Source organism: Brevibacillus sp. RS1.1, from assembly GCF_013284365.1.
Taxonomy (GTDB): Bacteria; Bacillota; Bacilli; order Brevibacillales; family Brevibacillaceae; genus Brevibacillus; species Brevibacillus brevis_D.
Window position 1 is genome coordinate 114,163 of record NZ_JABSVA010000003.1, and the last position, 24,367, is coordinate 138,529.

The window sequence follows — 24,367 nt, forward strand, 5'->3', positions numbered from 1 at the left end:
TGCAAGATCGCCCCTTTGTTACTTCGTTTCAACGAACTGATTCGAAATTTTCACCGCTTTATCCAAGGCGTGGTCTGCCTGGTCTTTTCCGAGTAAAACAGATGAAATGGCATAATCCAGATTTTTATCGATTTCGTTCCATTTTGCATGGAGAAGGAAAGCCGGTACCTCATCGCCTTTCTCTAACATGGAATAAAAGGGTTTGCGCAATGAGTCTTCTGCGACTTTTGTTTCCTTGGCGACACTTTTTAGCGCTGGCATGTCGCCCTTCCGTATTTTGGCTCCCTCTGTAGAGACAAAAAATTTGACGAACTCCCACGCAAGCTCAAGTTGCTTGGTATCCTTTGCTATGGATACTCCCGCCGAATGAATCACGCCTTTTACCGGTTTTCCAGGAAAGGCGGGTAATTCCACCGTACCAAAATCGAGCCCCGCTTCCTTAAATCCCTCCAATGGCCAAATGCCGTTTTCGATCATAGCGATTTTGCCTGACTTAAAGCTCTCTGTGTATCTGTCGCTCTCCACCACGATGGCACTTCCGTCTTTAATCAGATTGCTAAATAGAGAGATCGCTTCTTTTGTTTCTTGGCTGTTCATGAACCCTTCCAGTTTCTTCCCATCCGGGCTGATGAAATTTCCACCATTGCTCCAGACGAACTCTTGGAAGGCATAAGAATTGTCTTTTTGCTTCAAGACAAACCCGTATTGCTTTTTAGCTGGATTGGACAGCTGTTTAGCTGCCGAACGAAAATCATCCCATGTCCACCCTTCTGTTGGATAAGGAAGGCCTGCTTCATCGAAAAGTTTTTTATTGTAGTAAATGACACGGGTTACAAAGCCAACGGGTAATCCGTACGAGCTCCCTTCAAACTTGTGGTAGTTAAAGATGTTTTCATAGAAGTCCTCCGTGATGGACTTGGCAGCCGTATCCTTTGCGAGTAAATCATCCATGGGCAGAAGAGACTGATAATAGGTAGGATAATTCCACATATACATCACATCCGGCGGGTTTTTCGTACCAAAGGAGGCGGCAATTTTATCGTCATATCCTTCCGCATAGGATTCCACTTGGACTTTGACATGGGGGTTTTTCTGTTCAAACAGCTTCGCAATTTCTTGTTCATACTTCAAGCTCTCCCCAGTGTCCCAGGTAGCGAATCGAAGCGTAACCTGATTCGACGAGGATGAAGCCATTTCATTGCTGCAAGCGGATACAAAAATTGAGGAAAGTAATAGAACGCAAACGATGGTCGATACGAATTTCTTCATGTAGTCTCCTCCTCGGGATAAAAAATTGTTGCGTTTAATATGTAGTGAATTTTCTGATAAAACATGTTACTTTAATCTTAAATCCCGCTTAAACGGCTATCAATCGTAATAAAGTGTGATCGGAGGGTAATATATTGCTGTATTTGATCAGTAAGAAAAACAACTATGGAAGCTACGGCTTTCGTTTTCAGGATGATTCTCGAAATGAAACAGCCAATATTTGGTCCATTGGATGGCAAAGGCAAACTTCCGCCAGTTACGATTGGGATGGCTTAAATCGAAGCGATGTTGGGACATATGTCTTCCAATACACCATCTCCGGGAGCGGACGACTGGATATCGGGGAAAAGTCATACCCATTACGGGCAGGAAAAACCTTTCTGGTGGAAGTACCTAGCTGTCATCGATACTATTTTTCCGGAGAAAGTGATCACTGGGAATTTGTTTACATCACGCTTGTTGGCAGCCAAGCTACTGAATGCTGGGAGTACATACAAGCGAACGGGGGGCCTGTCTTATCGATTCCACCAGAAGCGAAGCTCGTCCAGCTTTTGCTCAAGATTTACCAGGAAGTTTGTGAAAAACGCGTGACTGATCTTTACTGCTCTTCAGCAAAAGCATATGAGTTCGTCATGGAGTGTTATCGATTTATGAAAAATATAGATAATCCTAGCAAGCAGGTACCGGAGCGGATTTCGGAAGCCGTTTGTTTTATCCAAGCTCATTACAAGGAAACCATATCGCTGCAAGACATCGCAAACGCTGTAGGATTATCTAGATACTACCTCATCAATCTATTTCGCGAGTATTTGAATACGACTCCCCTTCAATACATCACCAAGCTTCGGATTGAAAAAGCAATGGATTTGCTTACCCAAACGAACCTCTCCGTCAATGACATTGCACTGGCGATCGGATACGCAAATGCCAACTATTTCAACAAAGTGTTCAAAAAGCTCATTGGGACATCCCCCGGTCAATTTCGAGAATGCAAAAACAGCTTGCCGACCACCCATATTCTGATCGAGTAAGTGAACAGGAAGAAACCCGACAAAAAAGCTGTCGGGTTGTTATTTGCCTTGTTATGAAAATTGCGGGAGCCACTCCCCGTGGGCTTCAATTAAATCATCGCATAAAGACACAATGTCATCGATGGATAATTCTGAAGCGGTATGAGGATCGAGCAGTGCTGCATGATAAATGTGCTCCTTTTTCCTTGTAACAGCTGCTTCAATTGTCAAAAGCTGCGTATTGATGTTCGTGCGATTGAGAGCGGCCAACTGCTCAGGAAGTTCCCCAACATACGTAGAGGTAACACCGTTTCCATCTACCAGGCAAGGTACTTCTACACAAGCCTTTTCCGGTAGATTGCTGATGAGTCTTCCCGTATTCAAAACATTACCACCTATCGTAAATGGCTTGTTCGTTTCCATTGCTTCGATGATGTATGATGCGTATTCTAGGGTGCGAGCGTGACTGATTTGCTTGTTGTTCACCAAGTCTTCTCGCATGGCTGTCCATTTGTTTATTTGTTCTACGCAGCGTCTCGGATATTCGTCCAACGGAATATGAAAGCGTTCGATCAGCTCTGGATATCTGCCTTTTATAAAGTATGGGTGGTACTCCGCATTATGTTCGGAGGATTCTGTCACATAGTAACCAAAGCGAAGCATGAGCTCAAAGCGAACCATGTCATCGTGTCTGGCCTTCTGTTTTTCCGCTGCACGCCGTTTTATCTCCGGATACAGGTCTACCCCATCTCTCGTGATCTCCAGCAACCATGCCATATGGTTGATCCCCGCAATTTTATACTGAAGATTGTCTGTTTCCATTCCTAGTGACTTTAGTAAATAAGGTGCGCATACTTGGACACTATGGCAAAGCCCCACTGCTTTAATCCCGCCAAAACGAAGCAATGTACCCGTCAATGCAGCCATGGGATTCGTATAGTTGAGAAACCAGGCATTCGGGCAAACTTCCTCCATATCACGTGCAAAATCAAGTAATACCGGGATTGTTCTCAAATTTCTAAAAATACCACCGATACCCACTGTGTCTGCGATCGTTTGTTGTAGACCATAACGTTTGGGGATTTCGAAGTCGATAATGGTACAAGGGTCATAACCACCGATCTGTACGGCGTTTATCACGTATTTCGCTCCGCGCAATGCTTCCTTTCGGTCGGTATAGGCTTTGACCGTCACCTCTCTACCTGTACTTTCCTTTAAATTGTTCAACATACTCTCAGAGTCTTTAAGCCTTTGGGGATCAATATCGTATAGGGCAAACTCAGAGCCTTCTAACGCAGAAACATGCATGCAGTCTCCTAATACATTCTTGGCAAAAACAGTACTTCCCGCTCCTAAAAAAGTGATTTTTGGCATGACTACCCCCCTAACGGATTTGCAATGCAAGATATTTGGATTCATGAAATGGTATGATTTGTACATTCTTAGCGTAATGGAGCAAAAAGTCACCAGCAAGGGTAAAAAAACCGTATCCAACGGTAAAAAATTGCTGTATACATGCCAGTTCCAGACCAGGGAATGAGAAGCGTGCTCTCCATACCTTCCCCAATTTTTTTTGAGTCGCTGCCTCAAGGTGAATACAGGTCGTATTATGTAAGACAAGCTTAAGTCCAAACAGAAAAACCACCTGACCATTTCTGGAGGTGGTTTCTGTGATGTCTAGCACCATTTCTATTAGCTCGATTCTTATTGAGGGCTTTGCTCAGAAGCCATGGCACTGGCTTTCGTCTCATGAACGGTCCCAAATGGATGATGAGGTGGCGCATAGATGGAATATACTTTAAGGGGTGTATTTCCCGTATTGATAACATTGTGCCATGTGCCCGCGGGGACCATGATGGCATCGTTATCATTGACTCTTTGTTCAAAATCTAAATGATCTTGGCGATCTCCCATCCGAACAAGTCCCTGACCTTCTTCCACTCGGATGAATTGATCCGTATTCGGATGATTTTCTAAACCAATGTCGTCCCCAACGTTTATGCTCATTAGTGTTACCTGCAAGTGCTTCCCTGTCCATAATGCCGTACGGAATGTGTTGTTTTGCTTTGTGGCTTGCTCAATATTCACGACAAAAGGCTTTGGTCCATAATCTCTCAATTCGATGGTATTCTGATAACGATTCCAGTATCGATTCCCATTCGCATGGCTCCAGCTGTAATAATCAGGACTCCAACCATAGTGAAAATGGTTGTTATTCCAGCCGGCAAGCACGGGATAATACCATTGATAGTGATGGTAATAGTTGTTGTACATCTCGATCTCCTCTCCAGTGTAAAGGATTTACCCTTTAGCCTATGTGGCTACCTGATAACAGGTAACTATTCTGAAGAGCAATTTCAGCTGGTTCTTCACAACGATCACATTCTTCCTTGCCAATACTGTCGTTATGATTGGTTGCCTGTCAGCCTTTCACGAGTATCAATTTCCACGCCGGATAATCGTTTGGTAAAAGTCGCTCGCCAATTTGAGGACAGCTCCTCTACTTCCAATAGCTTTTTCATACCATCGATATTGTCTTTTTCTTGATGCATGATTCGGTTTGCATAAGAGACCGTTATCGCTTTTGGATGACTAGAAAGTCTTATTAATCCATCCGTATGAGATACAAGCCCTTCTTTTAGCACGCGAAAATAATAACCAGTATAGCCGGTCTCTTGTACCTTAACCAACATTTCAGGTACACCGTAACGGACAGACAATTTGTAACAGGGCTGTCTCGGTTGACTAATCTGCACAACCGCTTCCCCTAGCTGAAAGATATCACCGATACAAACATCCGTTTCTACTATTCCCCGGATCGTCAGATTTTCTCCGAATGCACCGATTGGAAGTTCCCTCTGCAATTGGGCTTCCCAAAATGGATAATGCTCATAGGGATAGACGCATACAGCCTTTTCCTTCCCTCCATGGTGGACAAGATCTGCTTGCCCATCTCCCTCCAAGTTTAAAAAGGATAAATAAAGAGCTTTTGTGGTCGGGGTTTTGTAAATGCCGGTAGAGACCTCTTTGTTTTGGTACTGTACCTGTTTGGGTTTAGCTACATTTATCGATAGGATTTCGATTTTCACAAGCAATCACCTCATGCTTTCATGGAAGTGCGCATGGCACACTACATTCATATCATTTCATAATGGTTTATCTTATAATAATAGGAAAATCCTATTGTTCGTTCATAAATCTCCGGGGGATGGTCTTTTTGGAGCTCAAGCAATTAGAATACTTTATGGCACTGTGCCAGGAGTTAAATTTTACTCGTGCAGCTGAGAAATTGGGCATTGCGCAGCCTTCACTCAGTCAGCAAATCCGTCTGCTTGAGCATGAAATCGGCATGCCCTTGTTTGATCGCATCGGCAAACGAACGGTTATGACGGAAGCAGGCAAAACATTGCTTCACCATAGCTATCAGGTGTTTCATGAGTTGTCACAGGCACGGGCAGCGATTAGCGAGCTGCAAGGCTTAAGCAGAGGCGCATTAAAGATTGGCGTACTGCTGACGGTTGTCAATTACTTGCTCCCACCTACTGTTATCGAGTTTCACCAGCGTTATCCGAAGGTAGAATTGTCTGTTTTCGGGTTGAGAACTGGTGATATTTATGAAGGACTTTTGAGAAACGAACTCGATCTGGGGATTGTTTTTTTACCGATGGAGCATGACGATCTGGAAACCATTCCGCTCTATACAGAAAATCTGGCCATTGGCGTACCTGTGGGTCATCCGCTCGCGAAGGAACCGTTTGTTTCCCTTGCGATTTTGAAAGAAACCCCCTCCATTTTATTTCCCAACACGTACTTTTTGCGTCAGTTGATTGACGAAAGTTGTAAGGAGCTGGGCTTCTCGCCACAGCCTGTTTTGGAGATGACCACAATGGAATCGATTACGAATATGGTCGGGCAAGGTGTCGGTGTCACGGTTCTTTCGAAAGGCTACCTCGACTATATCGATGATAAACGGATTCGCACGATTCCAATCCAACAGCCAAATATTACGGCGCAAATTGGTATCGTTTACCGGAAAAACAAGTATTTATGTGCGGCAAGCCGAGTTTTTATGGAGCAGTTAATTGCCACGGTAAAACGCGATGATGTTCGCTGATGCGGGAGTCAAGATCAGTTTATGACGAGGCGAATCATTGTTCAATAGTATCGTTGTTATCATTTGGATAGGGAATGCCTATCATTATTTAGTCATCAATTACTTTTGAATAAAACCTTTGAACGCTTCAATAAATTCTGTATACACGTCTTTTTCGAAGGTTAATGGCGGAACATGGATCGGTTTTGACATGTCCACCCCATATCCAAACGTTTTCCAAATGATGTAATTCTCCCCCTCCTCTACATTCGTGGCGACAACTGTACAAGAGAAATCCATGTCATCCGAACAAACTAAAATAGGAAGAGCTACATTTATAAAAGAAAGCAATTCAAGGACTTTTTGCTGATCCCGATTATTAAAAAGCCCGATAGGTGGAACCAATAAATCAAAAGAATGACTCTGCGTATTTTGATTCAAATAGTCATTCAAAGTGATGTCATTGATTGTAATGACATATTGGGGATGCTGAAAACCCTTCATCTGATCTTGGCGTATTCCGATTTTGCTATGTATGTATTTATGGGACTTTCCCACTTTGAGCACCTCCGTCAAGAATGACTCTTTGTATTGACTCCCTTTCATTTTACAGGTTCATTAACCAGAACACTATGAGAAACGAAGGCTCTGGATTGCACGCCCACAGAGCCCCATCGTTCATCATTCGTGTCATCTATCCATTCCCGCTTTTTTCAACAAAACATGAACAATCACGCCTCTTTCCGCGGAAGGAGCTATGGAGATGCTTCCCTCGTGATCTGCAACAATTGCTTGGGCGATGGCCAGACCGATCCCGCTTCCTCCCCTTTTTCGCGTACGGGATTTGTCTACGCGATAAAATCGTTTAAAAAGATGGGGAATCTCCTTTGCCTGAATACCGATCCCCGTATCCTCTACCACAATGTGCACGGCCTCTTCATCCCCATATGCTCGTACACTCACTTGTCCTTCATCTGTGTATTTCCGTGCATTGTCCAAAAGGATGTCCAATAACTGTCGAATCCGCTCTCGATCCATGAAAAGGACAAGAGCTTCTTCCCATTCAAACAGCAGCTTAATTTGTGGAGGGAAAATGGGTACCCATGCTTGCTTTACTTCCAGTAACAGAGGAGTTAATGGCTGCACGACCTTCGTTGAGCCTACTTGTGAGGCATGCTGCAGTTTGGCTAGCGACAACAGGTCATCGATGAGTTTGAAAAGTCGTTTACACTCCTGCTCCACAGCAGCGAGTGCTTCGTCCCTTACTTCTGGTTTGTGCTGCCCCCATCTTTGCAGAAGACTTACATACCCTTCAATAATCGAGAGCGGTGTTCGCAATTCGTGGGAGGCATCTGTGACGAATCGCTGCTGATAGACCATTGCTTCTTCCATACGATCTAACAACAGATTAAAGGCATGGATTAGCTCGTAGATTTCAGTCTCTACGTGATGATGGTGAATTCGCTGGGAGAGACGTTGAGGGAAAATGGAATGGATTTGCTGGATAAGATGATCGAGAGGCTTCAATCCCCAGTTACTCAACCAGTAGCCTCCAATCGCCGAAAGAAGCAAAGTAAAAAAGGACGAGAGAAAAAGAATCGTGAGCAAGATCGAAAAATACCATTCAAGCGCCTCTGTCGTAGTAGAAATTTGCACAAACAAAAGCTCGGATGTAAACGGCAGCTGTACAGGCTCTTTCGCGACCAAGGTCCTTTCATAATAGTCTTTCGGGTCTTTTCTCCAATTGGCTCCCTGTATCGAAGCGATTTCCTTGCCGTTTTGATCGCTGATGGTAATGGATTGATTGACGTCAGCGTAATTGGTTAACAGACGCGTCAGGTAGGGAATCTTCAACGATGCTTCTTCGGTGATCTCTGTTTTCAAATCGGCTGCGATGGCCGTCGCTTTCTGATTGAGTAATTTTTGCTCATGTTGATGGACGAGATTAGAGGTGCTGAAAAAAATAAAAATAGACAAAAAGAGAAGCAAAACCAGCATGCCAGAGCTAAAAAACAGTGTCAGTCTCCACTTGAGTGAGTATCTGCGAGGTGTAAGCACTGCGTTCTCCTTTTAATCTCGTAGTGTATAGCCGATTCCTCGGACGGTATGTATCAGCTTGACGGATGGATCACTTTCAATTTTGTTCCGCAAATACCGGATATACACATCCACGATGTTGGTATTCCCCATAAAGTCAAAACCCCAAACGGCTGTGAGAATTTGCTCTCGCGAAACCGCTTGCTCCTTGTTTTGAACCAGATAATAAAGCAAATCAAACTCGCGTGGGGTCAACATGATTTCCTCTTCATCGAGGAACACTCGCCGCGCGTTGGGTTGGATACGCAATCGGCCAACCACTATCTCCTGGTTTGCTTTTGATTCCCGCTGACGCAATAAGACTCGAATCCGGGCAAACAACTCCTCGATGGCAAACGGCTTTGCCAAATAGTCATTGGCTCCACTGTCTAATCCCGTCACGATATCTGGAACCTCTCCACGAGCCGTGATCATGATAATAGGGACGTCTTTGGTTTCCCGAATTCGTCGGCATAATTCTATCCCCGATAATTCGGGCAGCATGACATCCAGCAGGATGAGGTCGTACTCGATCGTCAGTGCCTTTTCTAATCCGGAAAGCCCGTCGTATTCAATATCCGTCGAAAATCCTTCATTCTCCAACTCCAATTGTAAGTATCTTGCCAAGTTATGTTCATCTTCAACAAGCAGCAAATAACCTTTTCCATCTGGCGTAGGCATGCATATCATCTCCGTTTGAATATCTTACCAACAGTTTTCTCAGGAAACTCTCATGAAATTCTACCGGGAATCTTAGTTTTGTTGTGTACGATAAGAGCGTGGATGAGAAACACACAACATGATCAACCATTCAGAAGGAGGAACATCATGACAAAGCGAAACTGGAAAGGCACCACTACTACGGTCGTAGCTATTCTAATGGGAACTTCTCTTCTCATGAGCGGACAAGCCTACGCGGCCTCCGAGACAAGTCTCATCTCCACAGCTGCACATACTCCGGATAAACAGCAGAAAAAACATAAGTATGACCAGAATATTGAACAAATTGATAATGAGCAATATGGTCAGATGGTACAAGACGGTACAAATAACGACCTGACTGCCACTGAGGAAAGTACCACTGATGGTAGCCAGAATAAACAGATAGTTAGTAAAACGGCTCCCTCTTCCGACATTGCTGATCAGGTCATTTCAGAAGGAATGAAGTATAAAGGCGTCCCTTATAAATTTGGTTCCAGTAAAAAAACAACGCGTACATTTGATTGCTCTTCCTTTACACAGCGAGTGTTTAAAGAGGTCGGAGTAAGTCTGCCACGAGACTCACGTCAACAGTCTAAAGTCGGTCAAAAAGTCTCGAAGGATCAACTGCAAAAAGGAGATCTTGTTTTCTTCCACAGCTACGGCAGCTCGTCTTCTCGCATTACCCATGTTGCCATCTATGCTGGGGACAATAAGCTGCTGCATACGTACGGTAAACCTGGAGTTACAACAACCAATTTCAAGGGGACTTCCTGGGAAAAACGTTTTGAGGTCGGAAGACGTGTGATTTAATCATTTTCTTGGACTCAACAAAAAAGGCTGCTGAGAGCTACAGCAGCCTTTTTCATATCTCTTCAAAACTAGTGGCCTGATTCGCTCTCTGCAAACTACAAAAACTCTGTCACAATAACACCTCCCTGATTGTCGCCAGAAAGCACATATTTCCCATTGGTCGGCACTTGAATCATGATGCTAGTCGCCACTGGATAATAATAAATTTTGTAGTCGCCACCATTTATCGTCCCTGACACTTCCTTTGCCTCCCGCAAGTATTTCACGTACTCCTCCAAGGTTAACTGGCGCTCTTGCATAATGGCGCTGTGCGGCAAACCTACAAATCGGTAATGCATAGGATTGTAAGGAACGCCCGTGATTGTGACCTTTTCCTTCGGATAACGCAAAATGAACCCGTATTTCCAGGCGTTTTCTTGTAGCCACTTTCCTTCAGGGGATTGGTCGATTTTCATTTGTGTGGATGTAACTTCCAACGCTGTACCCAGATGATGTTCGTTAAAACAACCTGGCAATACATCGTCGTCATGTCCCTTCTCTTCAGCCAGTTTTCCCGGTTTTTCCAAGCTTCGATAGCCGCTTTTGATCATAAAATCCTTTACATTATCACTGCTTGCTGCATGGACCATCTCGTTGAACGCCTTCGCTGCGTTCTCAGACAATTCAATGGAATTATCTTGCAAGCGATAGCCCTCCACTAAATAGTTGTGCGAAGACAAAAGGATCACATCGGATGGCACCGCCTCTGCATGGATCGGTTCCTTCTTGTTGACCAATAACAGATCGCCCTGATAAATCTGGTCTTTTTCAACTCGAATCGTTTTGTATTTCGGGAAAGCAGCAGCATCCGGCTCTTTTGGTTCCCATAAAGCATCTATGAGTGGCCACAAGAATGGATAACCGAACAACAATAAAAGAATACCTAGTAAGAGAAATCTCTTTTTCATTTCCACTTCCTCCATTGTTCAAACACACGTTATTCTTTTTTACTACGATGGTACTAGGCAATGTTAAATGAAATCGTACTCAAAAGATAAAGTTTTCCTTAAATCATTTTGTTGTAAACAAACAGAAAATTCCCGCAGTACCCCTATCTAACCCGATAGTTTTGCGAAAGAAAGCTGAAACGTTATCATTTGTTCCTCGTCAAATGGAGTGAAACTTCAAAAATTGACGAGGTGGCTACCATGAATATCAGAAAAAATATGATCTCTCTTTCCTTGCTTGCATTGTTCACTGTGTCATTCGCCCAACCAAGCTTTGCTGCAACGACTCCTTTTACGGATCTTGGCCAATCGGGAGCGAAGGATAAAATTCTTTCCTTACAGCAACAAGGTGTGATAAAAGGCGTAGATGATAGCAAATTTGCACCGAACGAAACGATTACGGCTGCTCAAGGTATTCAACTGATGGTAAATGCCTTTGATTTGAGTCTGGCTGCGATCACTTTCGTAAAGGCGCCACAAGCGACTGACTATTTTTCCAAAGCAGATAACGATGCTTGGTATGCTGAAAGTCTGATCATAGCAGCAGTGAACGGATTGGAATTACCGAATGATCTCGATCCGAATGCGGAATGGACCAGAGAGCAGTTCATTCACCAACTAATGAAAGTCATGGAGACCAAAGGTAATCTGCCCATGATCAAACTAGTACCAGTAGAAATCCGAGACGATCAAGAGCTCACCGTGGATTACCAAGGCTCCATTCAACGAGCTTTGGCAAGAGATATTATCGAATTGGATAAGGAAAACAAGCTCCATCCGCAAAAGCCCGTCACACGCGAAGAGGCAGCCGAAATGATTTATAATGCCCTTGCGTATTTGAAAAGTCACAAACCTCTGAACTAAAACAAAAAAATGCAGCGATCCTCGTGAGGAGGGGCTGCATTTTTTGTTTCCTTAACCAGTAATCATCTGATTCACTTGTCCGGTTATCAACAGCATCGCTTGCAATACGGGCATCATACTAACAAGATCAGGCGAATGGAAGCGTACCGTGCGTCCTTCGATTAGCTCGACTCCTGGCATCCAGCTGACTGCTGTGGCAAATTGCGATTTCGTAAACTCGACTTCTATTGTATTCTCTACTTTTTGTGCAAGTGGTTTAACTGTACGGCGATGGAGCAATGCTTCTTTTGCTTGCTGACGGATCAGCTCTCTCGCACGAACGGGATGCATCGCTTGCGACGAGAGTCCTGTAATTCCTGTTTTCACAGCGACCGTAAAGACTCCAGGGATATCTTCTTCTACCTCTTTCGCCGTTTGGGAATCGCCGGTAACGAGTACGACCGGGACACCAAAGGCTCCCGCAATTGCTGCATTTAACCCTGCTTCGCCCACTTCTTTACCATTTAAGATCAGCCGATGGATAGCGAGGCCAGACAATGTATGATTGAGTACCGCATCTCCTGTCCCTGCTTTTCCATGATAGCCGATGAAAAATGCGGCATCGCAGCTACTGTCAATCCCCTGCATCATACAAAGAGGCTTGAAAAAACCACGGATGACATCTGCCTGTGGATGCAATTCTTCCAGGATGATATTGTTCATCGGCCCATGAGATTCATTGACGATAATTTGGGTGGCTCCTGCTTCCAATGCTCCCTCAATCGCCGCATTCACATCTTGGGTTAACAGTCTTCTCCCCGCTTCGTAATGTCTGCGACCAGGGATCACGTCCTCCCATTCACTTAATCCAGAGATCCCTTCCATGTCCAACGAAATAAACACCTTCATGCGAAACTGCCCCCTATCTTTGATTAGATTGCTTTCGGCATTTGGCGCGAACCAAAAGCCAAGCGCTTGATCTCACCCTCTGGATGGCGAACAAAGCGGATGAGTGAATCGATGTTGTGGCGCGTGAACAGAAACGTATCTTCGCCAACGGAACGCAGTGGGAACACATCACTGCCTAGAACGAGTACAAGCTGGCTCTGTGCTTCATCAAATCTGATCTCTACTGCGTCTCCTTCTCCTGATTTATATGTACCAGGACATTGTTGCAAGTAAGCAAGCGGCACTTCATATTCGGGAAATGTGGCGAACTGCGTCTCGAGCGGGCGACCGAACATACTATTCAACAGTCCCAAGGTCAGATTGGAAATAGGGGCATCATCCATGTTGGTCAAAAGAATGCCAGTTACTCCCGCCTCTGGGACGATGAACATTTGCGCGGTCATCCCTTTCAAGCCGCCGGTATGGGTAAGTAAGGTGTAATCTTCGGAAAATGGAAACACGCCGAGTCCGTAACCATAGCTGCGGCTCAAATCAACACGGACATGAGGGGCAATCATTTGTGAGGCGCTATCTCCCGAGATGATTCTCGCTTCATTTGAAAGCCCGCCTGTCCGATAAACATCCGCATACCGAAGCATGTCACGTGCGGTCGATTTGAGAAAGCCTGCTGCACGCATGGAGGGAGCATCCCACCAACCTGGGGCACGTACTACTTCACGAACACCATCTTTCATGCGACGTGTGTACAGCATGGTAGTATTGTTGTCCTCGCCTAATTCCTCTACATGAAAAACCGTTCGTTCCATGCCAATTGGCTGTAAAATATGCTCTTGGATATAGGCTTCGTAAGGTTTACCGCTGGCACGCTCAATAATCGCCCCAAGCAAGCCAAAAGCTTCGTTGGAATAGCTGAATTCTGTCCCAGCAGGTCCCAACAATTCAAAGGGCAGCTTCTCTATATATGCCATGAGGTCTTCGAAGGTATCGATTGGGTGTTTACATTGGTCTTCAAAATGGTGAAGTAATTCGTCTGCTGTCGGATCGGCTTGTAAGCTGGGTAGCATAGCGGGAATGAGAGATGGAAGTGGTGGAAATCCGAGGGTGTGTGTCATGAAATGATGAATGGTAATGCTTTTCGTTTGGGCTTCATCCGGCGTGCGAAACGCAGGCAAATAGGTGATTACCGGATCATGTACGGAAAGCTTTCCTTCTTCTTGAAGCTGCATGATCGCCATGCATGTAAACGACTTCGTAATCGATCCGATCCCAAATACCGTATCCAGATCGATGGGAGCTTGTTGTTCACGGTCCCGAAAACCAAACGCTTTTTCATAAGTGAGTTCTCCGTCTTTGGCTACAGCAATGATCGCACCGGGAACCTGAAAATCATCCATCAGCCTTTGGACGTAAGCTTCGAACGACGCTTCCCACTCCTTCATCTTCATGTCACGCCTCCTTAGGTTCATTTCTTACAAACAGGAAAGCAATTTCAGGCTTAATCTGAAGTATATACTTCGAAAAAACGAGGATATGAAGTTCATGCACTAGTAGAATTATAAGCGGCAGATGAAAAAACGACAATATTTAATTCTGAAAATAATTAATTTTCGCAACAAAAGTAATCAAATAACCCCTCGTCTTGTTGAGGCCAGGCCCTAAAATGTCGCTGGTCAAATTTGATCATTCGTTGTTTTAGTAATGAGCGTTGCTGTACCGCTGTACCGATTGGGTCCAGTTAGCAGGACTGTGGAACCTCGTGTCATTGGCTATGCTCGTCCCGTCTCCAAAATGGATAAGAAACAATCTCTTATTCATCACAAGTTTTCTCTACTTTTGCTTTGCAATCGTCAAGTGGTATCAATCGTACTTCACCTAAGTTTTTCCTGCCAGTTAGTTGAGCAAAGGCTGCCGGTTTTAACACCAGCAGCCTCTACTTGTGTTTGTTCCACTATCAAATCCATAAGGCGGAACTGGCCGAGCCGTGTGGACATATGCGGATTCCATGGGTAAGCACTCGTTCGTACTATACGGTTAACCCGATATTTAAAATGTATCTGTCCTTTTCTGTTACGATCTATGAACCGGCTATTTTTTTTCCTCTTGGTTGTCTGCTGTTGGCGTCCGGTTCGACAGTAATGCCGATTTGATCAAAAGTCTGCCCTTCGGCGAGCTGGTAGGTCAGTATGCCGGATCCGTTTTCGTCCGGCTTGAATATGCCACCATTCTCCCTCGTGCTGTTTTTCAGCAGCCAAACCTGGTAAACCTGTGAACCTTCGACGCCGGGCAATTCGTGAACCTGCACCACCAAATTTTTCTCTGATCCCTTCTGGACAATATAGGCGATGCCGTTTGTTCCCGGGTGGCTTTGATTGGCTGTTTTTAAGGGAATCGCCGTTACAATTTCAATGGGGACATTTTCCGTATGGCGATTTTTTACCTGTACATTCGTTATTCCAAGACCAATAAACGCGAGCAACAAGACGGCCACGATACTGGTTGAAACGGGAGTGAACTGGCTTTTGAGCATCATGGGGAGCTTGCTCATCTGAGCCATGAATGTTTCCGTACCGCTTTTCCTTTTGTGCTCAAAAACAAACCCCAGCACCTCGCCTTTTAGCGATTCAGGCACCTCGATTTCGGTATAATCGAACGGCAAAGCATGCCAGGCCTGGGATAATTCCTGATATTCTTTCTTACACTCCTTACAATTCTTTAAATGTTCAGCAAAGGCCATGTGGTCGCTCTCCTTGAGCTCATTTGCTATATATGATATTAAATGATCGCAAACCCTTGTCATTTTATATCCTCCAGTTCCAAATGCTTCCTCAATCCTTTAAGAGCCTGGTGAAGCCTGCTTTTAATCGTGCCGAGCGGCTCTTGTTCCAGCTTGGCGATCTCTGAAAGAGAATACCCTTTCCAATAAAGCAGATCGATTAATTTTCTTTGGGCCGTCGGCAATTTGTTTTTCGCCATCGCAATATCATTCGTATTTACTCGTTGCTCGACTGCATTTGCAGGGTCGGCGATCTCTTCATGTTCCTCTTGATGGTGTTGCATATGCCTCTTCTCTTTGCGAAGGTAGTCAATGCATATATTGCGGGTAATCGTGAGGAGCCAATTTACAAAGCTGCCTTGAGTAGGATCGTAATGGCTGTTTGTTGTCCATAGCCTCAAAAAGACCAGCTGAATAATTTCTTTCGTCTTATCCTCATTCCCATTGCAAAACTTCATAACAAAGCCGTAAACAAGCTTGATATATCGATCATAGAGCTCCTCTAATGCGTGACCATTTTTTTCGTTAACCAATCGCATTAATTCCGCATCGTAATTTTCTTTCATGTGGCACTCCCTGCTTTTGGATAAAAATATACTGCCATAACACTTTTATAAAAGTAAAGATGGGAACGACCGCGACTGATCGTTCCCTGGGCAAGCTTATTCAAATGCTGTTTCGCTGTTTATGACAAACCATACTTCTTTTACTCCTTGTCCGTTTACATCCCCTACTTGCTGGTCTTTTGCAAAATAATAGAGAGGAAAGCCTTTGTACGTAACCTGCTTCTTCCCATTGTCTTCTCTTGTGATCGTATCGAAATCCTTTTTGTCAAAACCTTCTGGGACGGCGAAATCCTCCTGGGTAAATGCCGGCCAGTTTGCCAGGCAGTCCCCGCTGTAATTGCTTTTTCCTGCTTGGTCCTTTTTAAAGTAATACAAGGCCCTTCCCTGAGGATCTGCCAGGTACTCTCCTGCTTTTTCATTCTTCAAAAGCTGGAGGGCTTGATCGGGTTGAACCGCCTCTGTTTTTACCTCCGTGCTTTTTCCGCAAGCAGCTAAAGCAAAAATAATCAAAATCATCGCAAGTGTAAAAACTGCATTTTTCATGTATGTTCCTCCTTACTTCCAGCCCCATTTTTGAAAGATTTGGTGAGATTTTTCCGTTTTTAAATAATCAATAAATTGCTGTGCCTCTTTTTTCTGATCAGTGATTTTTGTCAGGGCGATCGGCGTTCCACGATAGAGCTTTTCTTCTTCGGGCAGTTCGACCAGGTCTGTCACATCCTGGAGCCGGTAATGCCACGATTCATAGGTAATCCAGGCGTCCAGGCTGGCATTCGATTTCCATCGTTCAATGGCTTCGGCACTCGACTTTACAGAAACGTTTATATTTTGAGTAATGCCTCCGATCAGCCCTTTTCTGCCCGCCAGGTCTTCCCACAGGCCAAGCTGGCCAGCCCCATTCACATCGATTATTTTTACTCCCTTTTTCGTTAAATCCTCCAGCCTTTCAATCTTCTTAGGATTTCCTTTCCTCACCAATATTCCTGCAGCGCGTGTGTAAAGCTCCGTACGTGATTTCGTGTCGATCATTTCGGGGTAGTGAAAGATAAAGTCCTGCAGCATATACTCGGAGCCACCGAAAATTATATCTGCATCTTGCTTTGCTTGACCGATCCACTTGCTCTCTGGTCCGGCTGTTACTTCCACCTTCATACCCGTCTCAGCTGAAAAATGTTCAGCAGCTTCCTTGATCGGTCCAAGTGGTCCACCTGGTCCGTACACCCGGATGACTTGGTCACTTTGTCTGGAATTTGGTGTCGCCTGGGACGCCGGCTTACCGTACATTTTTGCATAGGCTGACATTCCGGTAGTCGTAAAGAAAAAAAGCAGTAGAGTTGCTAGGAACACAGTCTTCCTCATGATGCTTCCTCCATTTCACACTTGTTTTTTTAACGGTTCTATCAAAGGAAACGAAGGCAGGCTGTAAACGGTTTGATTGTAATTGTGAAATAGTTAGAAAGTTACATAAAACGATGGAAAACTAGTCTGGTGAAAACTAAATAAAGATCTCCGCACAACCAAGGCCAGTCTGGCCAGGTGTATGGTGATCTTTGTCTTTGAGATGCCGTTTTATGCAGAAAAAAACGACCCTTTTTCAGGGCCGTGAAATGGTTTGCTCTTATTTTTCTAATTCTCCATCGCTATTTGTTACCGCAAAATTGTAATTAATAGAGCGTGTAAATGGTTCGCCATCCTCATTGACGCCGGTTATGTCAAAAGAGAGATTATAAACGCCTGGCTTCGTCGGCACAGTAAAATTGCCCGTAAGCTCATCTTCTTTTACGGCAAACTTCACTTCATCCAGGACGCTTGCTTTTTCGCCGTTCATGGAACGAGTCAGGTTTGCTTTTTCCAGTGATGATTGATCAATTTCGTTTTTGCCCAGGTCGACGGAAATCTTCGCTTTGTCGCCTTTCTTGAATACTTTTTTGCTCGCTTTTACTTTTGCTTCTTCTCCACCATCCACGGAACCAACCATGAAAAAGGCGTCGTCAGAACCCTCCACTTCCAGTGTCCATTCACCTGCTTCAGGCTCCTCTACTTCAATGAAGTGATGAACAGCATCTTGGAATATCCCTGGTTCATCCTCCGACTCGCTTTTTTTACTAAGATCCGCCTCGTACTTTTTGCCAGACGGACTGATCAAGGTCACAATGGTGTCTTCTGACGAGGTCATCGTATCAAGATTCAGCTTATCGATTCCGCTCTCCAGGAAAAATGTTTCGGAGGCGGTGTCTTCCACTTCGCCGCCGCGGAGAATGACGGAGCTCTCTTCCACAGTGGCTTCTTTCGATTTGTCTTTGCTTACTTTATTTGCGCGTTCTTTCATAGATGCATTTTGCAATTTCGGTTGAACCAGATTCCATGTTTGTGAGGCTTTCGCTATTTGACCGTGGGAAACGTCTTTTGTAAAGCTCTTGATCCCATAGGGCAAACCGAAGGCAGACTCAACGGAAACGGCTCCATCGTCTTCACCAGGAAGAACCGCATGACCAAACCAGGTCGCACTAAACCAGCCATCATCCCCTGTTCCGGCTGCCATGTATGTCTTAGTTGAACCAACTTCGCTACGGTTGTCTGTCTGTGCACGGAAATTGGCCATATATGACGTTTGCAGGGAATACACCGCATCGTCTTTTTTGCCAAGAATGTCGGCGAGCCATCCTGCCCAATTGCTGTACGCCATATCAGCCAATTCTGAACCTTTGTTTGGCGTGGAAAGCTGGTGAACAACGTTGACATACGGATGCGCGCCATAGTGGACGAGTGCTGCCTGTGTATCGATGCCACCTTTGGAATGTGCAATGATATTGATTTTGGAAACACCATAATAATCTGCAACCTTTTTAATGACTTCAGCGAGCTTGGCTCCGTTTGTCCACATGTTGCCACCAGTACCATCCGCGTCCTTCAGTTGCACGAATGCGGTACGATACCCGGCGTTATAGGCTGCATCATAATACCCGTCTGTTGTATACCAAGTATTGTAAGTGGAGTGCAGACCTTGGACAAACAGGATCACGGGCTTGTCTTTGGATGCATTGGGAGGAACCGCACCTGTGTACCAGTCACCAAAATGACCACTTGGATTGTCATCATGCAAAACCGGAGCTGGAGCCGCCGCGCTTGCTGCTTGTGGGTAGACCAGCGCCGTTGATAATGTAACAGCGGCCAGCAAACGAGATAGTACTTTCTGATTCATGAAAAAACACCAACCTTCACCTAGGATTTATTGTTGCCGTACACAATCGTTAGAATTGTGCACGGATTGCAACTGCCTGTTCTACCTTCAATGTGTCTTGAATGATCACGAGGATCGTATTCATTTGCTGATGAATAAAGAAATGCCCACCAGACATAGGGTAAAATTTGCATTCCCGCCCGCAATAGTCTCGCCATGCCACAATATCTTGGATTTCAATCGAATCTTCTTTCCCGAACAAAACCGTCATGTTGACCGGGATTTGCTGAGGAAGCTCGTGATTCATTTCATACGTTTGCACGGCCTGGAAATCAGCGCGAATCATAGGCAAAAATACCTCCAAGATCTCGTGATTATCCAAAACTTCATCAGGTGTGCCCCCGAGTGTACGTAGCGATTCAATGAACTCGTCATGCGGCAGGTTGTATGTTTTTACCAGTTTGTGGTACGCATGTGGCACACGGGATGCAGACAAGAACAAGTGCTGGGGCAGTGGCTTTCCATTCTGCAACAGCTTTCTCGTCAGTTCATACGCGATTAATCCACCCATGCTGTGGCCATAAAAAGCAAAAGGTTCTTCCCCCAGCTCTGGTATAATCCGTCTGTATACATCCTCCAAGACCTCATAAAACGAGGTGGCAAGAACCACGCTATCGCTATGAAGTGAAGGCCGTACCTCGAATGGAACCATTTCTAATAACGCTGGCGACACTGCCCGTTTCCACCCGTAATAAATGCTAGGAAGTCCACCTGCATATGGAAAGCAAAACAATTTCATCTCTTTTCCCGCCCTCTCCTCATTACGAAATTACCTCGACATCTTTCAATGAAAAATCGCTTGATGCAAATCTTGTAAATCCTTCATGACTACTTGAGCAGCAAACTGATTGGTAGTCGCGCATACTGACAATTTATAGCCTGGATCGATCTCATACTGCTGAAATGCCCAAGCCTCGCTCGAATCACTTTGCGATATCGTAATCGATTGGTCTAGGTTTTTTCTTATGGCGAATGATTGCAACGGAATGGACAGCCCCATGCCTCTCGCTTTTATATAACTCTCCTTTAAAGTCCAAAGGTCATAGAAATACGAAACCCGTTCATTCGGATGTTTTGCCAAAAGATCATCTACTTCGGCTGGTGCAAAATAATGAGTGGCAATATCCAATTCAATTGGGCATATTTGCTCCACATCAATCCCTACCTGCGAGTCATGCGTGGCGCAGACGACCCATTCTCCAGAATGCGAGACGTTAAAGCAGAAATTGGGAAATGATTTCAAAAAGGGTTTTCCGTATGCATTGTAGTCATACTCGATTTCGTCATTGGAAATCTCGTAGGCTTCACAAATCAGAGAGCGTACGAGCACGTCCGCGAGCAACGCCCGATAGGAATCAGCTGGATTTCTGAAACGGTTGACCCGTTCCCGTTTTTCTTCGGGTAATGCTTGCAAAAATCGGTTGAACGACTCTTTCTCCATGACAGCAGGACATTTCAACGCATAAATGGCAATCATGTAGCACTCACTCTCCTTTCTGTCAGATCAAGACTACTGATTTGTTCTGCTCGATCCTTTCGCTGCTGCACTTCGTACAAGTTGGCATACGTGCCGTTGTGCTGCATTAACTCAACATGGCTCCCTTGCTCGATGACTTTTCCATGATCCATTACGTAAATCACATCGGCATCCTCTACAGTCGACAGGCGATGAGCGATGACGAGGACTGTTTTATCCTTCATAAGTGCGGTTAATGCTTGCTGCACCCAATATTCCGATTCTGCATCCAAAGCGGAAGTCGCTTCATCCAGTAGAAGAATCGGTGCATTTTTCAGGATGGCTCTGGCAATGGCAATTCGTTGACGCTGTCCGCCTGATAGCTTGGCACCACGTTCTCCTGTTTTGGTCTGGTAGCCGTCTGACAGTTCCCTAATAAAATCATGCGCATACGCTGCTTTGCTTGCGTTGATGACATCCTCATCCGAAGCATCCAGGCATCCGTAGCGGATATTGTCTTCGATGGTTCCTTCGAACAAAAAGGCATCCTGAGGCACGTATGAGATCAAGTTTCTAATTTCTGCAAGAGAATAAGCTCCCATGGGCTTGCCAAGTAAATAAAGAGTTCCGCTAGCAGGTGGGTAATACCCTAACAGAAGCTTCATGACGGTACTTTTTCCACTTCCGCTCGTTCCGACCAGCCCAGCCATTTGGCCTTTGTCGACTCGCAACGTAACACCATCCAACACGTTTGTAGCATCGTTGTATCCGAAAACGACCTGCTCCAGCTTCAGCATGCTTTCACAATGCTGGTGTTTGTCGGTGCTATTCTGATACTCCTCTGGTTCGGGAGGTTCATTCAGAAAATCGACGACCCGAGAAGCGCCTGCTAACGAGCTCTGCAACGCTGTGATGACTTGGCCAAGCTGGAGAAAGGCCAGTGTCACAAGCATCTGTTGTTGAACGAGGGCGACCAGCACACCCAACCCGATTATTTGTTTGGAAACCATCATGATTCCAAAAACAAGCATTCCCCCGAAGCTTACAAATTGGATAAAAAAATTGGTCCCTTCCAGTAATCCGTGTTTATGCCCTTGCTTGATGGCAGACGTAGCTACTTCTTCGTTTGCTTCCGTGTAACGGGCAGTCACAACGTTATGTAAATGAAACATTTTGATGATGGGCAACCCAGACAAAAAATCGTTTAATCTTTCTGTCCCCATCCCCATCTGCTGCTGCATTCGATCTCCAATGCGCCGTACTGACTTGGCAAACAGCGTATTTACATAAAGAGTCAATCCGCTTACGAGCAACAGGACGACGGCAATTTTCCAATCCATCACAAACATTCCTAGGATCGAGCCGATCAGAGACAGCAGGATGATGCTCAATGTTTTCAATTGCTCTGCGTACGCGTTTTCCATGAGGACAACATCGTTGCCCAATCTCGACATCGTATCTCCCGAATGGTGCTGCTCATAATAATCGAAAGGGAGCTTGCTCAAACGTTGATAGACTTGAAGCCGAATGTTGGCAATGAGCTCACGAACGCATCGACGATATATGTAGCTAAAAAATGGAGACAGGATACTCAGCAAAAGGAACATCACAGCCATGGTGACAATCGCTCTGGTTAATAACGCAGGGTCTTTTGTGTTCGCAAAATCCGTCAGATCCTTGAACACGAAAGGCAAGGATACCAATACAGCAGCTTGACCGATTCCGTCACCCACAAGGCCCAACATATACGCTCGCTTTTTCGATTTCATAAACGACAGGAGTTGACGTAGTTCCCGCATCAAATTCTGGATGAACATGCCTATACCCCTCCTGCTGCCAGCGAGCTATGCATCTCTGTGGCAAACTGTTTTTGATACAATCTGGTGTAAACGCCGCCTTGGGCAAGCAAATCATAGTGTGTACCACGTTCAACAATTTGTCCTTGCTCCAAAACAAGCACTTCATCCGCGTCTTTTATCGTAGACAGTCGATGGGCAATGACGAGAACAGTCCGATTTTTCATCACATTTTCCAGCGCTTCCTGTACCAAAGCTTCCGATTCTGTATCGAGGGCAGACGTTGGTTCATCCAGCAGTAGAATCGGGGCGTCCTTCAAAATCGCTCGGGCAATCGCGATGCGCTGTTTCTGTCCTCCGGATAAACGAGAGCCTCGTTCTCCCACTTTTGTTTGATAACCCTCCGGTAGCTCCATGATGAAGTCATGGGCATTGGCCGCTTTTGCCGCTGCGATGATCTCGTCTTGTGTCGCGTGAATGCGTCCATACGAGATATTTTCCGCAATAGACACGGGGAATAACGTCGTATCCTGAGAAACCATGGAAAGGTAGCTCCGCATGTCCGTCATATTCCAATCCGCCATGGAATGTCCGAAAACATTCAATCTTCCGTTGCCCGGTTCCATTTGATAAAACCCGCACAGCAACTTCATGATGGTGCTCTTCCCACTTCCGCTGGCCCCTACTAACGCAATGGTCTTGTTCGGATGTAATGTAAAACTGACATGATCAAGAATCTTTGCCTGCTCGTAGGCAAACGTAACATTCTCAAACTGTACAGGAATCGCCTTTGGATCAACAGGAATCGCAGGTTGATCGTCTTGTTCGACTGGCTGTGAAAAAATTTCTTGCAGCCGCTTTGCCGCACCTGATGTCTCTTGTACTTGGGCAAACAACACGGGCGCGAGTGAAAGTGGTTCGATAATAAAGTGAAGCAAATAACTGAAAATGACCAAGCTGCCCAGATCCAGTTCTCCTGCCTGTATCAAGTACCCACCATAAGCAACAAAAAACAGAATGGGGGAAGAAAACAATAAAATCCCTGGTGCTGTCATCCACGCACGTTTCTTCTCTGCCTGGAACGCATTTTTCAAAACCTGCTTCATACCCGCATGGTATTTACGATACAAAACATCTTCCAATTGAAAAGCTTTGACCATGTGAATGCCGGAAAGCGTATCCTGAGCGATAGCGTTCGTTTGACCCAGATGATCTTGCATTTGCTCCGAATATTTTTGAAGCGGTTTGCTCATCCACCCAGTGATCGCGATGGCGACAGGTAAGATTGCGATGCTGAAGATGATTAACTTCCAATTGATCGTCAACAACAGTCCAAGAGCTCCGGCAAAAACAACTGGCAAATAAAAAAGCTGGAAAAAATGTTTTTGCAAAAAGCTTTGCAAGATTTGGGCATCTGTTGTTAAGCGTGAAACGAGATCGCCGGAATGATATTTATCCATGGTGGACATAGGGACTTTTTCAAGATGAGCAGCCATGCTGTTTTTCAAATCTCTCATGGCTCTTGAACTGAATCTAGCTGCCGAATATGTGATGAAATATTTTGAGAGAAAACCGACGATGGTCAGACAAAAAATGATGAGAGCAATACTGACTAGCTTGTCGAAGTTGTTCGTATGTTCGACCATGGTTTTGATTAGGATTCCCATCCAAATGTCTGCGACAGCCACAAGAAGCGCGGCAATGATACAGATCATGACCCAACCTCGATAAGGCTTTACATATGAGAGTACCCAGCCAAACACGGGCTCTTTCTTTCTGTGCTGAGCTTGCTTGGTAAAAATCATGCGCGGCTCCTCTCCAATGATGTAATGGATGA

Annotated in this window: 23 protein-coding genes; 4 read left to right on the forward strand and 19 right to left on the reverse strand. The window is 45.1% G+C overall.

Annotated elements, in window-relative coordinates:
- Positions 1 to 18: 18 nt before the first annotated feature.
- Complete coding sequence (locus HP570_RS11070; protein WP_173625790.1) at positions 19 to 1,269, reverse strand: ABC transporter substrate-binding protein; 1,251 nt, start codon at positions 1,267 to 1,269, stop codon at positions 19 to 21.
- 134 nt (positions 1,270 to 1,403) lie between these two features.
- Here HP570_RS11070 and HP570_RS11075 point away from each other — a divergent pair, with 134 nt between their 5' ends.
- Positions 1,404 to 2,300: an AraC family transcriptional regulator gene (locus tag HP570_RS11075; protein ID WP_173625791.1), complete on the forward strand. Its 897-nt coding sequence runs from the start codon at positions 1,404 to 1,406 to the stop codon at positions 2,298 to 2,300.
- Positions 2,301 to 2,351: 51 nt separating this feature from the next.
- On the opposite strand, the gene melA is transcribed toward HP570_RS11075, so the two are convergent.
- The 3 genes from melA to HP570_RS11090 all read right to left on the reverse strand — a co-directional run bounded on the left by melA (position 2,352) and on the right by HP570_RS11090 (position 5,368).
- On the reverse strand, positions 2,352 to 3,653 hold the full coding sequence (gene melA / locus HP570_RS11080; RefSeq protein WP_173625792.1) for an alpha-glucosidase/alpha-galactosidase: 1,302 nt from the start codon (positions 3,651 to 3,653) through the stop codon (positions 2,352 to 2,354).
- A gap of 330 nt (positions 3,654 to 3,983) precedes the next feature.
- Positions 3,984 to 4,553 (reverse strand): cupin domain-containing protein, encoded by a 570-nt coding sequence (locus HP570_RS11085; protein ID WP_064199508.1) that lies wholly within the window; start codon positions 4,551 to 4,553, stop codon positions 3,984 to 3,986.
- A 131-nt stretch (positions 4,554 to 4,684) separates the two neighbouring features.
- Positions 4,685 to 5,368 (reverse strand): MOSC domain-containing protein, encoded by a 684-nt coding sequence (locus tag HP570_RS11090; protein ID WP_173625793.1) that lies wholly within the window; start codon positions 5,366 to 5,368, stop codon positions 4,685 to 4,687.
- Between the two features lie 128 nt (positions 5,369 to 5,496).
- Between HP570_RS11090 and HP570_RS11095 the strand changes: the two genes are divergently transcribed.
- Positions 5,497 to 6,393, forward strand: coding sequence for a LysR family transcriptional regulator (locus HP570_RS11095; RefSeq protein WP_173625794.1), 897 nt, complete (start codon positions 5,497 to 5,499; stop codon positions 6,391 to 6,393).
- A gap of 99 nt (positions 6,394 to 6,492) precedes the next feature.
- Here the strand turns inward: HP570_RS11095 and HP570_RS11100 are convergent, their stop codons facing one another.
- From HP570_RS11100 to HP570_RS11110, 3 genes are all read right to left on the reverse strand, one after another.
- Positions 6,493 to 6,930, reverse strand: coding sequence for a hypothetical protein (locus tag HP570_RS11100; RefSeq protein ID WP_173625795.1), 438 nt, complete (start codon positions 6,928 to 6,930; stop codon positions 6,493 to 6,495).
- A 132-nt stretch (positions 6,931 to 7,062) separates the two neighbouring features.
- Positions 7,063 to 8,430, reverse strand: coding sequence for a sensor histidine kinase (locus tag HP570_RS11105; protein WP_173625796.1), 1,368 nt, complete (start codon positions 8,428 to 8,430; stop codon positions 7,063 to 7,065).
- Positions 8,431 to 8,442: 12 nt separating this feature from the next.
- The gene (locus HP570_RS11110; RefSeq protein ID WP_064199512.1) at positions 8,443 to 9,129 is read right to left on the reverse strand and encodes a response regulator transcription factor; all 687 of its coding nucleotides are present in this window, start codon (positions 9,127 to 9,129) and stop codon (positions 8,443 to 8,445) included.
- Between the two features lie 147 nt (positions 9,130 to 9,276).
- On the opposite strand from HP570_RS11110, the gene HP570_RS11115 reads away from it, so the two are divergent.
- On the forward strand, positions 9,277 to 9,960 hold the full coding sequence (locus HP570_RS11115; protein ID WP_173625797.1) for a C40 family peptidase: 684 nt from the start codon (positions 9,277 to 9,279) through the stop codon (positions 9,958 to 9,960).
- A 95-nt stretch (positions 9,961 to 10,055) separates the two neighbouring features.
- Here HP570_RS11115 and HP570_RS11120 read toward each other — a convergent pair whose 3' ends face one another.
- Positions 10,056 to 10,907: a M15 family metallopeptidase gene (locus tag HP570_RS11120; RefSeq protein ID WP_173625798.1), complete on the reverse strand. Its 852-nt coding sequence runs from the start codon at positions 10,905 to 10,907 to the stop codon at positions 10,056 to 10,058.
- 240 nt (positions 10,908 to 11,147) lie between these two features.
- On the opposite strand from HP570_RS11120, the gene HP570_RS11125 reads away from it, so the two are divergent.
- Positions 11,148 to 11,810: an S-layer homology domain-containing protein gene (locus tag HP570_RS11125; RefSeq protein WP_173625799.1), complete on the forward strand. Its 663-nt coding sequence runs from the start codon at positions 11,148 to 11,150 to the stop codon at positions 11,808 to 11,810.
- A gap of 51 nt (positions 11,811 to 11,861) precedes the next feature.
- Here HP570_RS11125 and HP570_RS11130 read toward each other — a convergent pair whose 3' ends face one another.
- From HP570_RS11130 to HP570_RS11180, 11 genes are all read right to left on the reverse strand, one after another.
- Positions 11,862 to 12,698, reverse strand: a complete 837-nt coding sequence (locus HP570_RS11130; protein WP_173625800.1) for a M55 family metallopeptidase — start codon at positions 12,696 to 12,698, stop codon at positions 11,862 to 11,864.
- A gap of 23 nt (positions 12,699 to 12,721) precedes the next feature.
- Positions 12,722 to 14,143, reverse strand: coding sequence for a serine hydrolase domain-containing protein (locus HP570_RS11135; protein WP_173625801.1), 1,422 nt, complete (start codon positions 14,141 to 14,143; stop codon positions 12,722 to 12,724).
- A gap of 629 nt (positions 14,144 to 14,772) precedes the next feature.
- Complete coding sequence (locus tag HP570_RS11140) at positions 14,773 to 15,432, reverse strand: anti-sigma factor (RefSeq protein ID WP_254495229.1); 660 nt, start codon at positions 15,430 to 15,432, stop codon at positions 14,773 to 14,775.
- Positions 15,433 to 15,491: 59 nt separating this feature from the next.
- Positions 15,492 to 16,037 carry an RNA polymerase sigma factor gene (locus HP570_RS11145; RefSeq protein WP_173625803.1) on the reverse strand — a complete coding sequence of 182 codons (546 nt, stop codon included), beginning with the start codon at positions 16,035 to 16,037 and terminating at the stop codon, positions 15,492 to 15,494.
- 96 nt (positions 16,038 to 16,133) lie between these two features.
- Positions 16,134 to 16,580, reverse strand: a complete 447-nt coding sequence (locus tag HP570_RS11150) for a hypothetical protein (protein ID WP_173625804.1) — start codon at positions 16,578 to 16,580, stop codon at positions 16,134 to 16,136.
- Between the two features lie 12 nt (positions 16,581 to 16,592).
- A complete protein-coding gene (locus HP570_RS11155) occupies positions 16,593 to 17,396 on the reverse strand; it encodes a substrate-binding domain-containing protein (RefSeq protein ID WP_173625805.1) in 804 nt (267 codons plus the stop codon).
- A gap of 259 nt (positions 17,397 to 17,655) precedes the next feature.
- Positions 17,656 to 19,239, reverse strand: a complete 1,584-nt coding sequence (locus tag HP570_RS11160) for a lipase family protein (protein ID WP_173625806.1) — start codon at positions 19,237 to 19,239, stop codon at positions 17,656 to 17,658.
- Between the two features lie 49 nt (positions 19,240 to 19,288).
- Positions 19,289 to 20,017: a thioesterase II family protein gene (locus HP570_RS11165; protein WP_015891090.1), complete on the reverse strand. Its 729-nt coding sequence runs from the start codon at positions 20,015 to 20,017 to the stop codon at positions 19,289 to 19,291.
- Between the two features lie 45 nt (positions 20,018 to 20,062).
- Positions 20,063 to 20,755, reverse strand: a complete 693-nt coding sequence (locus HP570_RS11170) for a 4'-phosphopantetheinyl transferase family protein (protein ID WP_173625807.1) — start codon at positions 20,753 to 20,755, stop codon at positions 20,063 to 20,065.
- Positions 20,752 to 22,551, reverse strand: a complete 1,800-nt coding sequence (locus tag HP570_RS11175) for an ABC transporter ATP-binding protein (protein ID WP_173625808.1) — start codon at positions 22,549 to 22,551, stop codon at positions 20,752 to 20,754. The genes HP570_RS11170 and HP570_RS11175 overlap by 4 nt, the downstream gene beginning before the upstream one ends.
- Positions 22,552 to 22,553: 2 nt before the next feature.
- Entirely contained in the window at positions 22,554 to 24,335 is a 1,782-nt protein-coding gene (locus HP570_RS11180) for an ABC transporter ATP-binding protein (protein ID WP_173625809.1), read from the reverse strand.
- Between the last annotated feature and the right edge of the window lie 32 nt (positions 24,336 to 24,367).